The following is a 10,239-nucleotide window of genomic DNA, read 5'->3' on the forward strand; positions in this document are numbered from 1 at the left end:
TTCCCCGCGAGCGCCCCGCCACTCCCCTGCTCGACCGCGCCGGCACGCCGGTCGAACTGCGCCGGCTGGGCGAGGCGGAGCTCGTCACCCTCGCCGACGAACTGCGCCAGTACCTGCTCTACAGCGTCGGCCAGACCGGCGGCCACTTCGGCGCGGGCCTGGGGGTGATCGAACTGACCATCGCCCTGCACTACGTCTTCGACACCCCGGACGACCGCCTGGTGTGGGACGTCGGCCACCAGGCCTACCCGCACAAGATCCTCACCGGCCGCCGCGAGCGCATGGGCACGCTGCGCCAGAAGGACGGCCTGGCCGCCTTCCCGCGCCGCTCCGAGAGCGAGTACGACACCTTCGGCGTCGGCCACTCCAGCACCTCCATCAGCGCCGCCCTGGGCATGGCCATCGCCGCCCGCATGCAGGGCTCGGGGCGCAAGTCGGTGGCGGTGATCGGCGACGGCGCGCTGACCGCCGGCATGGCCTTCGAGGCGCTGAACCACGCCTCCGACGTGCAGGCCGACATGCTGGTGATCCTCAACGACAACGACATGTCGATCTCGCACAACGTCGGCGGCCTGTCCAACTACCTGGCCAAGATCCTCTCCAGCCGCACCTACAGCAGCATGCGCGAGGGCAGCAAGAAGGTGCTCTCGCGCCTGCCCGGGGCCTGGGAGATCGCCCGCCGCACCGAGGAATACGCCAAGGGCATGCTGGTCCCCGGCACCCTCTTCGAGGAGCTGGGCTGGAACTACATCGGCCCCATCGACGGCCACGACCTGCCCACGCTGATCGCCACCCTGCGCAACATGCGCGACCTCAAGGGCCCGCAGTTCCTCCACGTGGTGACCAAGAAGGGCAAGGGCTTCGCCCCGGCCGAGGCCGACCCCATCGGCTACCACGCCATCACCAAGCTGGAGCCGGCGGGCGCCGCGCCGAAGAAGGCCGGCGGGCCGAAATATTCGAACGTCTTCGGCCAGTGGCTGTGCGACATGGCGTCGCAGGATCCGCGCCTGGTCGGCATCACCCCGGCGATGAAGGAAGGCTCCGACCTGGTGGCCTTCGCCGAGCGCTTCCCGGAGCGCTACTTCGACGTGGCCATCGCCGAGCAGCACGCGGTCACCCTGGCCGCCGGCATGGCCTGCGACGGCATCAAGCCGGTGGTGGCGATCTACTCCACCTTCCTGCAGCGCGGCTACGACCAACTGATCCACGACGTCGCCGTGCAGAACCTCGACGTGCTCTTCGCCATCGACCGCGCCGGCCTGGTGGGCGAGGACGGCCCGACCCACGCCGGCAGCTTCGACCTTTCCTACCTGCGCTGCATCCCCGGCATGCTGGTGATGACCCCCAGCGACGAGGACGAGCTGCGCAAGCTGCTGACCACCGGCTACCTGTTCCAGGGCCCGGCGGCGGTGCGCTACCCGCGCGGCAGCGGCCCGAACACGCCGATCGACCCGGCGCTGGAGCCGGTGGAAATCGGCAAGGGCGTGCTGCGCCGCCAGGGCAAGGCCGGCAAGGTCGCCATCCTGGCCTTCGGCGTGCAGCTGGCCGAGGCCCTGCAGGTGGCCGAGCGCTTCGACGCCACTGTGGCCGACATGCGCTTCGTCAAGCCGCTGGACGAGGCCCTGGTGCGTGAACTGGCCGACAGCCACGAACTGCTGGTGACCGTGGAAGAGAACGCCGTGATGGGCGGCGCCGGCGCCGCGGTCGGCGAGTTCCTCGCCCGCGAGAACCGCCAGTTGCCGCTGCTGCACCTGGGCCTGCCGGACTACTACGTGGAACACGCCAAGCCGGCGCAGATGCTCGCCGAATGCGGCCTGGACGCCGCCGGCATCGAGCGCGCCATCGCCGCGCGCCTGGCGCAGCTGGCCACCCCCGCGCCCGAGGCCTGAGCCCCGGCGCGCGGCGCCGGACCGCGTCAGCCCAGCAGCGCCAGGGTGTCCAGGGCGATCATGCGCTCCTCGGCGGTGGGCACCACCAGCACCCGCGGCGAGCCGGGCCGGTGGATGGCCCGGCAGCGGCCGCCCACGCACGCGTCGTTGGCCGCCTCGTCGACGGCGAAACCGAGAAACGCCAGGTGGGCCAGGGTCCTGGCGCGCACCAGCGGCGAGTTCTCGCCGATCCCGCCGGTGAACACCAGGCCGTCGATGCGCGGCATGGCGCAGCCCATCGCCGCCAGGGACTTGGCCAGGCGGTAGCAGAACACCTCGATGGCCAGGGCCGCGCCCGCATGGCCCCGGGCACGCGCCTGCTCCAGGGTGCGCATGTCGTTGGACAACCCCGACAGGCCGAGCAGGCCGCTGTCCTCGTTGAGCATCCTGTCGACTTCCTCGATGCTCCAGCCCAGGCTGCGGATCAGGTGGCCGTGCAGGTTGGGGTCGACGTCGCCGCTGCGCGTGCCCATCACCAGCCCCTCCAGCGGCGTCATGCCCATGCTGGTGTCGCGGCTGCGGCCGTTGACGATGGCGCAGGTCGAACTGCCGTTGCCCAGGTGCGCCGACAGCCAGCAGCTGTCCTCCGCCGGCAGGTCGCACAGGGCGGCGGCGCGCTGGCTGACGTAGCGGTGGCTGGTGCCGTGGAAGCCGTAGCGGCGCACCCCGAAATGCCGGTACAGCCTTTCCGGCAGGGCGTAGCGGTAGGCGTGCTCGGGCAGGCTCTGGTGGAAGGCGGTGTCGAACACCGCCACCTGCGGCAGTTGCGGGTACAGCGCCAGGGCGGCCTCGATACCGGCCAGGGCCCCGGGGTTGTGCAGCGGCGCCAGGGCGACGGTGTCGCGGATGGTACTCATGACCTGCGGATCGATGCGGCAGGCCTGGCTGAAGTGCTCGCCGCCATGCACCACGCGGTGGCCGATGCCCCGCAGGCGCCCTTCGGCGGCCGCCTGCACCAGCGGCAGCAGGCGCGCCAGGGCCTGGCGGTGGTCGGCGTTGGGCAGGGCGAGGTCGGCGCGGCCGCCGGCGTCGACGATGCGCAGGCTGGCCTGGGGCGTGCCCAGGCATTCGACGATGCCGCTGGCGCGGAACTCGGGGGCGCTTTCGTCGACCAGGGCGAACTTGATCGACGAACTGCCGCAGTTGATGACGAGGATGCTTCGGTCGGACATGGAAGGGTTTCCTGCAGGACAAGGGAGAGCCCGGCGCGCCACGCCGCCCCGGACCGCGAAGGGCCGGGCACGGGCGCGCCGGGAGGAAGAGGTGCGGCCTACCAGGCCGCGCTCAGGCGTTCGCGGTTGGCCAGGGTGGCCGAGGGCCGCTCGCCGAAGAGCAGTTGGTAGTCGCGCCCGAACTGCCCCATGTGCCAGAACCCCCAGGCCATGGCGGCGTCCTGCACGGTCGCGTAGGGCGAGTGGGGGCTGCCCAGCTCGCGGTGCACGGCGTTCAGGCGCACGGCCTTGAGGTAGTGGATGGGGCTGCGCCCGAGCACGTCCAGGAAGCAGTTGCGCAGCGTGCGCTGGCTGACGTGCAGGAGCCGGCACAGCTCCAGCACGCTCACCGGCCGCGCGGGGTTTTCCAGCACGTATTCGCGCGCCCTGGCGACCACCCAGTGCTTGCGCAGCAGGGTGCGGGAACAGGCGTGGCGGGCCGCTTCGGCGCCCTGCAGCAGGTCCAGCAGGCAGAACAGCAGGTCGTGGTTCAGCTGCCGCGCCACCGCGGGCTCGCGCAGGCTCAGCGGCTCGACCTGGGCCAGCGCCAGCGCGGCGCGCATGAAGTCGCACAGGCGCCGCCGGGCGCCGGGCTCGACCTGCAGCAGGCGCGACTCCTCCAGCAGCAGGCCGAGGTGGCGCAGCTCCTCCAGCTCCAGGTGCTCCAGCAGCGCCTCGCGCTCCACCACCAGGCCGAGGATGTTGTAGTCGTCCGGGGTGCTCAGCTCGAACTCGCGCCCGCCCGGGCGCACGGCGATGGCCTGGGCGTCGATGCAATCGCGGCCGATGTAGCCGACGTCCTTGTCGCCGTAGGGGATGCCGAACCAGAAGGCGCCGGGCCAGACCATGCAGGACTGGTGCAGCGCGTGGCTGGTGTATTCGCGGAAGAACTGCAGGCCGTCGAGCCAGACCTCGGTCAGCTCGCCGCGGAAGGGCCCGGGGTCGAGCTGGTCGTAGAGCTGCTGCCAGGCGGTGATGTTGCAGGCGTGGGCGTAGACGTCGCCGGTCTGCCGCCGGCGCACGCCGTCGCCGTGGCCCAGGGGTTCGTCCAGCCCGCCCGGCGCGCCTTCGCACGCCCACAGGTGATGCAGATCGATTGCGCTTTTCTTGTCCGACATGACGCCTTGCCCGATGACTTCAGGGACCCGCGCGAGCGGGTCGGGTTTCGTCTGCAAGGCACGGCCAGGTGGGTAGCTCTGTGGCTGCCTCACACTGTGGAGAATTCGTCAGAGCAGGTGTTGCCACAGGTCAAGGTGCGGCCTGGCCACCGTCATGGCGTGCACCAGCAGGCCCTTTTCCCCTGCGCTGGCGCAGGCCACCCGCACCGCCGCCTCCACGTCGGCGATCTCGCCGGTCAGCACCAGGTAGCACTTGCCGCCGATGCCGAAGGCCATGTGCACCCGCACCAGGGTGACGTTGGCCGCCTTCACCGCGGCATCGGCGGCCTCGATGCAGGCCGCCACGCTGAAGGTTTCCACCACCCCCAGCGCACGCGGCTCGTCCACCGGGTTGACGCCGCTGATGGCCGGCAGCACCGATTCGTGGATGTTCGCCAGGACGAACTGGTCCACCAGCATCTGTCCGCCTTCCTCCGCGCCGGCCTGCACCGCCTGGCGCACCGCGGCGACCTCGCCGCCGACCATGGCGATGTACTTGCCGGGGCAGATGGTCTTGGCCGCCAGCAGCTGCACGTCGGCGCTCTTCAGCATCAGGTCGGCGAGCTGCACGCCGCGGGCGATGCTGGTCAGTTCGATCAAGCCTATGGCGTGGTGCATGAAGCTTCTCCTGGCGGGTTGGCGACGAGGCGGATGTGGCTGTCGCCGACCTCCGCCACGCGGCCGGCGATGCTGGCGTGCAGCGGCACGCCGAGTTGTCCTTCGGGCACTTCGGCGATGCAGTCGCCCAATGCCACCTGCTGGCCCACGGCGACGCAGGGCCGGGCGGCCACGCCGATGTGCTGGCGCAGCGCCAGGCGCACCTCGGCGGGGTGGTGTTCCTGCGCCAGCAATGGCGCCTTGTGGTTGTAGGCCTGTAGTTCCAGGCGCGAGACCAGGCGGCTGACCGGCAGCAGGCGGTACTCGGCCATGGGGTCGGCGGCGCGCAGTTCGCCCTGGTAGCGGGCGCCCTCTTCGCGCAGGCGGGCCTTGAGCGCCTGGTTCAGGCGCATCGGCGAGATGTCCACCGGGCAGGCGTAGGCCTCGCAGATGCCGCATTCGGAGCAGGTCAGCGCCGACAGCAGCACGCTGGGTTGCGCCACGTGCCGGTAGTTGGTGGCGCGCACGATCAGGTGCGGCGGCAGTTCGTGGCCGATCATGTGCCGCGGGCACAGCTCGGTGCACAGCGTGCACTGCTCGCACACCGAGCGGGCCATGGCCAGCACCGAGTCCATGCCCTGCCGGCGGCGGCGCACCAGCAAATGGTCTTCCGGCAGCACCAGCAGGCCGCCGGTGGTCTTGCTCACCGGCTCGTCGAGGTCGTCCAGCAGGCGCCCCATCATCGGCCCGCCGTTGATGAAGGCCGGGCGCTCCACGGTACTGCCGCCGGCCAGGGCCAGGGCTTCGCGCAGCGGCGTGCCCAGCGGCAGGTCGAGGGTCAGCGGCTGGCGCACCGCGCCGTTCACGGTCAGGGTGCGGTGGGTCACCGGCGCCTGCAGTTCCACGGCGCGGCCGACATTGATCAGCGTCTGCACGTTGCTCACCACCACGCCGATGGCCAGCGGCAACGCCGCCGGCGGCACGCGCCGGCCGGTGGCCAGCCAGATGGTGATGACCTCGTCGCCGGCCGGGTAGACGTCCGGCAGTATGTGCAGGCGCACGCGCTCGGGCAGCAGCGGTTGCAGGCAGTCGATGGCCGCCCGGTACTTGGCCTTGAGGGCGATGATCCCCTCCTTCGCGCCGGTGGCGGCCATGCCGTGGAGCAGGCCCTTGAGCAGCCATTCGGCCTGTTCCACGGCGAGCTGCTGGTCGACCTTGAGCAGGGGCTCGCACTCGGCGCCGTTGACTAGGTAGATCTCCGCCTCGGCCTGCAGCTTGACGTGGGTCGGGAAGCCCGCGCCCCCCGCCCCCACCACGCCGGCGGCGAATACCCGGCGGCGGATCTCGTCGGGCGCCAGGGCCTGCACGGCGATCATCGCGGCGCCCCTCCCGGCAGGCGGTAGCGGCTACTGCGGCGGCGCAGCCGGCCCTGGGCGAAGAGGCCCTCCAGCCAGGCCCGGGCCTGCGCCACCGGGATGTCGAAGGCCGCCGCCACCTCGCTGGCGCTGTAGCCCTGCCTGCGCCGGGCGAGCAGGCCGAGCAGCGCCTCCTCCGGCGCCGGCGCAGGGCGCGGCGCCGGGTCTTGCCCGGCGTCCAGCAGGGTGCCCAGCAGGTAGGCGGTGTCGTCTTCCGGGCGGCCGATTTCCTTGCGGCCGACCAGGCAGCCGCGCCGGCTGGCCAGCGCCGCGCCGGCGTCCAGCGCGGCGCGGCAGGCGGCCAGGTCGCCCTCCACCACCAGGGTGACCAGCGCCGGGTTGGTCACGGCCTGGCGCAGCAGGCGCACCGACGCCGCCTTGAGCATGGCGTCGGCGGCCTCGATGCCGCAGGCCAGGCCCCTGACCTCCAGCAACCCCAGGGCATCGATCATGGCGCTCACCTCCTCAGGCCCGCTGGATGGGGTTGCGGGCGATCTCCAGCACCGCCTCGGAGAAGGCGTTGCAGGCGGCGCGGCAGGCCGCCTGGCTGCCGGCGAGGAAGGCCGCCGAGTAGTTGGTTTCCGAGGGCGGCGGCACGTAGGTCACCAGTTGCACGTCGGCGGCCTTGAGCGCGGCGTCGATGCCGTAGGTGGCCTCCAGCGGCGGCGCCACCAGGTAGGCGATGGGGTCGCCCAGGGCGATGCCGGCGCCGGCCGACAGGTAGCTGCCGGTGCGCGACACCACGTGGGCGAGGAAGGCCACGCTGTGGGCGTCGTCGGCCCAGCGGAAGCTCGGCCCGGCCTCGATCACCTCGTTCATGGCGTCGAGCCCGGCGCGCACCTCGGCGGGGTTGGGGCCGCCGAGCATGATCAGCACCTCGCCGGCGGTGGACGACGGCCCGTTGGCCGCCCCGGCGTACAGCGAGCGGCCGTACACCACTTCCACCTGAGCCTGCTTGGTGGCCTCGTCGGCGGCGATGTAGGCGACGTCGTCGGAGTCGACGCTGATCAGCCCGAGGCTGCGGATGTGCTCGCCCACCTTGAGCTCGCGGCGGAAGTCTTCCTGCAACGAGGCGATCAGGCGCATGGCCGTGACGCTCGGTTTGATCGGATCGAGAATGCTCATGTCGGGTTGCTCCTCAGGATGGGGCTCAGCGGTTCAGGGCGATGCCGGAGGCTTGCTTGTCCAGCATCCGCCTGGCCAGGTCGACGATCACCGCCGCCGCTTCCACCGGCGGCGTGCCGCCGCGGTGGATGTTCGAGATACAGGTACGGTCGGCTTCCACGGTGCCGGCCAGGGTCGGCTTGTACACCGCGTAGCAGGACAGGCTCTCGGACTGGCCCAGGCCGGGGCGCTCACCCACCAGCAGGATCACCACCTGGGCGCCGAGCAGTTCGCCGATCTGGTCCTCGACCTTGACCCGCCCGTAGCGCACGAAGAACGGCGTGCCGACGTCCAGCCCGGCGCTCTTCAGGCCCTCCAGCAGCGGCGGGAGGATTTCCTGGAAGTTCACCGTCACCGCGTCGGTGGACAGGCCGTCGGAGATCACCACCTGCACCTGCGGGTTCTTCCTGCACTCGGCCAGCAGGGTCGCCACTGCCTTCTCGCCGAGGCGGCGGCCCATGTCCGGGCGGGTCAGGTACTGGTCCTTGGTGTCGATTTCCGACTGCACTTCCAGCAGGCCCTGCTGGGCCACCCACTCGGCGGGCACCTCCTTGAGCACGGTGTCCTTGGAGCGCGAGTGGTCGGCGAGGAAGCGCAGCAACGCCTGGGTGCGCGGGCGCACGCCGGCGCGGCCCAGGCACACCCGCGCGGCGGTGGCCTTGCGGAATTCCTCCAGCACCTCGGCGCGCTGCGGGGCCTCGACGCCGATCCACTGCCGGGCCTGTTCCGAGCCCAGGTCCCAGGCGCACAGGCCGTCTTCCACGGCGCTCGCGGCGGGCGTCGGCGCGGTGGCCGGCGCGGCCGCGGGGCGGGCCTGGAGTTCATTCAATACCGAACGGACGATGTCCTCGATCTGCTGCTGATACATGTCGCTTCCCTCAGAAGAAAATGGATGGATCGCCGGCGCGGTCGGTCAGCCGGCCGTCGCTCATCAGGCCCATGCGTTCGAGCCAGCGCTCGAACTCCGGCGCCGGGCGCAGGCCCAGCAGCTGGCGGATGGTGGCGGTGTCGTGGAAGGCGTTGGTCTGGTAATTGAGCATGATGTCGTCGCCCATCGGCATGCCGATGATGAAGTTGCAGCCGGCGGTGGCGAGCAGGATCATCAGGTTCTCGTTGGAGTTCTGGTCGGCGTCGGCGTGGTTGGTGTAGCAGCAGTCGCAGCCCATGGAGATGCCGCTGAGCTTGCCCATGAAGTGGTCTTCCAGGCCGGCGCGGATGATCTGGCGGTCGTTGTACAGGTACTCCGGGCCGATGAAGCCGACCACGGTGTTGACCATGAACGGGTCGAAGTGCCGGGCCAGGCCGTAGTTGCGCGCCTCCATGGTCAACTGGTCGGCGCCGTGGTGGGCGCCGGCGGACAGCGCCGAGCCCTGGCCGGTCTCGAAGTACAGGCAGTTGGGCCCGGCGATGCGGTTGTACTCGGCGCCCACCGCGCGCGCCTCCTCGAGCATCTCCAGCTCCACGCCGAATTCGCGCAGGCCCTTCTCGCTGCCGCAGATGCTCTGGAAGATCAGCCCGCCCGGCGCGCCGCGGCGGATCGCCTCCATCTGCGTGGTGACGTGGGCCAGCACGCAGCCCTGGGTGGGGATGGCGAACTTGTCGATGGCCTCGTAGACGGTGTGCAGCACGCGGGTGAGGTTCTCGACGTTGTCGGTCACCGGGTTGACGCCGATCACCGCGTCGCCGATGCCGTAGGACAGCCCCTCGTACAGCTGCGCGGCGATGCTCTGCACGTCATCGCGGGTGTCGTTGGGCTGCAGGCGCGCGCTGAAGCGGCCGGGCAGGCCCATGGTGTTGTTGGCCTTCTTCACCACCGGCATGCGCTTGGCGCCATAGATCAGGTCGGCGTTGGAGCAGATCTTCGCCACCGCCGCCACCACCTCGGAACTCAGGCCCTTGCGCAGGAAGGCGATGTCGTCGGCGCCGGTGTCGTCGGCGAGGATGTACTCGCGCAGCTCGCCGATGCGCCACTGGGCGATGCGCGCGTAGGCGCTCTCGTTGATGCCGTCCTGGATCAGCCGGGTGACGCTGTCCTCCTCGTAGGGGATCACCGGGTTCATGCGGATGTCGGCCACCGTCAGTTCCGACAGCACCTGCTTGGCCGCCACCCGCTCCTGCGCGGTGGCCGCCGCCACGCCGGCGAGCACGTCGCCCGAGCGCGGCTCGTTGGCCTTGGCCAGGACCTCCTTGACGTCCTTGAACTGATAGGTCTTGCCGAACAACTGGGTCTTGAGCTTCATAACACCACCTCAGGAAGGGAAAGCCAGTGACTTGACGGTGACCGGGAGGATCTCGCCGTCGAATAACGGGCTACCGATATCGATGTAGTCGCCATCGCTGGTCGCCACTTCGTCGATGACCGCCAGGGCGCGGCCGGCCAGGCGCGGCTGCAGGAGCATGCCGAGGACCTTGCCGAGGTCCTGGGCGGCCACCACCAGCAGCGGATGGGCTTGGGTTGCATGGCGCTGGAAGCCGGCGAGTTCGTCCACGCAGCGCTGGATGGCCCGGTAGGCCACCGGCAGGTCCGCCGGCAGGGCCAGGGCATAGAGGTCTTCGTCGGCGCGCAGGTCCATGCGCCGCAGGTTCTGCCGCCAGCCGTCGGCGAGTCCCTCGCCCTGGCCGGTGGCCCAATTGGTCGCGCAGGGCACCACCGGCACGTTGCGCATCGGCAGCTGCATTTCGCGCAGCCAGATGGTGCTGCCGGACAGCGACAGGCTGTGGGCGCCGGCGCCGATCACGGTGGCGCGCACGGTCTGCTTCGGCTCGG

Annotated in this window: 10 protein-coding genes; 1 reads left to right on the top strand and 9 read right to left on the bottom strand. The window is 70.9% G+C overall.

Annotated features, from left to right (window positions below):
• Positions 1-1,889, top strand: a 1,889-nt coding sequence (gene dxs / locus DK254_RS34355) for a 1-deoxy-D-xylulose-5-phosphate synthase (protein WP_177412055.1), incomplete at its 5' end; no start/stop codon positions are given.
• A 26-nt stretch (positions 1,890-1,915) separates the two neighbouring features.
• Here dxs and DK254_RS12245 read toward each other — a convergent pair.
• From DK254_RS12245 to DK254_RS12285, 9 genes are all read right to left on the bottom strand, one after another.
• Positions 1,916-3,100 (bottom strand): acetate/propionate family kinase, encoded by a 1,185-nt coding sequence (locus DK254_RS12245; protein ID WP_109933918.1) that lies wholly within the window; start codon positions 3,098-3,100, stop codon positions 1,916-1,918.
• A gap of 98 nt (positions 3,101-3,198) precedes the next feature.
• The gene (eutR, locus tag DK254_RS12250; RefSeq protein ID WP_109933919.1) at positions 3,199-4,257 is read right to left on the bottom strand and encodes an HTH-type transcriptional regulator EutR; all 1,059 of its coding nucleotides are present in this window, start codon (positions 4,255-4,257) and stop codon (positions 3,199-3,201) included.
• Between the two features lie 108 nt (positions 4,258-4,365).
• The gene (locus DK254_RS35040; protein ID WP_109933920.1) at positions 4,366-4,914 is read right to left on the bottom strand and encodes a BMC domain-containing protein; all 549 of its coding nucleotides are present in this window, start codon (positions 4,912-4,914) and stop codon (positions 4,366-4,368) included.
• Positions 4,899-6,269: a 4Fe-4S dicluster domain-containing protein gene (locus DK254_RS12260; protein ID WP_109933921.1), complete on the bottom strand. Its 1,371-nt coding sequence runs from the start codon at positions 6,267-6,269 to the stop codon at positions 4,899-4,901. Before DK254_RS12260 ends, DK254_RS35040 begins: the two co-directional genes overlap by 16 nt.
• A complete protein-coding gene (locus DK254_RS12265; RefSeq protein ID WP_109933922.1) occupies positions 6,266-6,760 on the bottom strand; it encodes a BMC domain-containing protein in 495 nt (164 codons plus the stop codon). Before DK254_RS12265 ends, DK254_RS12260 begins: the two co-directional genes overlap by 4 nt.
• 13 nt (positions 6,761-6,773) lie before the next feature.
• The gene (gene eutL, locus DK254_RS12270) at positions 6,774-7,433 is read right to left on the bottom strand and encodes an ethanolamine utilization microcompartment protein EutL (protein WP_009615714.1); all 660 of its coding nucleotides are present in this window, start codon (positions 7,431-7,433) and stop codon (positions 6,774-6,776) included.
• 25 nt (positions 7,434-7,458) lie between these two features.
• The gene (gene eutC / locus DK254_RS12275) at positions 7,459-8,340 is read right to left on the bottom strand and encodes an ethanolamine ammonia-lyase subunit EutC (protein WP_109933923.1); all 882 of its coding nucleotides are present in this window, start codon (positions 8,338-8,340) and stop codon (positions 7,459-7,461) included.
• 10 nt (positions 8,341-8,350) lie between these two features.
• Positions 8,351-9,712, bottom strand: coding sequence for an ethanolamine ammonia-lyase subunit EutB (locus DK254_RS12280; RefSeq protein ID WP_109933924.1), 1,362 nt, complete (start codon positions 9,710-9,712; stop codon positions 8,351-8,353).
• A gap of 9 nt (positions 9,713-9,721) precedes the next feature.
• Positions 9,722-10,239 (bottom strand): ethanolamine ammonia-lyase reactivating factor EutA (locus DK254_RS12285; RefSeq protein ID WP_177412056.1); only part of this gene is annotated, 518 nt, incomplete at its 5' end.

The organism is Pseudomonas sp. RW407 (assembly GCF_003176655.1).
Lineage (GTDB): Bacteria > Pseudomonadota > Gammaproteobacteria > Pseudomonadales > Pseudomonadaceae > Pseudomonas > Pseudomonas delhiensis.

Coding starts and splice junctions, on each gene's coding strand:
- DK254_RS12245 (WP_109933918.1), bottom strand. CDS start 3,100: ATGTCCGACCGAAGCATCCTCGTCATCAACTGCGGCAGTTCGTCGATC.
- eutR (WP_109933919.1), bottom strand. CDS start 4,257: ATGTCGGACAAGAAAAGCGCAATCGATCTGCATCACCTGTGGGCGTGC.
- DK254_RS35040 (WP_109933920.1), bottom strand. CDS start 4,914: ATGCACCACGCCATAGGCTTGATCGAACTGACCAGCATCGCCCGCGGC.
- DK254_RS12260 (WP_109933921.1), bottom strand. CDS start 6,269: ATGATCGCCGTGCAGGCCCTGGCGCCCGACGAGATCCGCCGCCGGGTA.
- DK254_RS12265 (WP_109933922.1), bottom strand. CDS start 6,760: ATGATCGATGCCCTGGGGTTGCTGGAGGTCAGGGGCCTGGCCTGCGGC.
- eutL (WP_009615714.1), bottom strand. CDS start 7,433: ATGAGCATTCTCGATCCGATCAAACCGAGCGTCACGGCCATGCGCCTG.
- eutC (WP_109933923.1), bottom strand. CDS start 8,340: ATGTATCAGCAGCAGATCGAGGACATCGTCCGTTCGGTATTGAATGAA.
- DK254_RS12280 (WP_109933924.1), bottom strand. CDS start 9,712: ATGAAGCTCAAGACCCAGTTGTTCGGCAAGACCTATCAGTTCAAGGAC.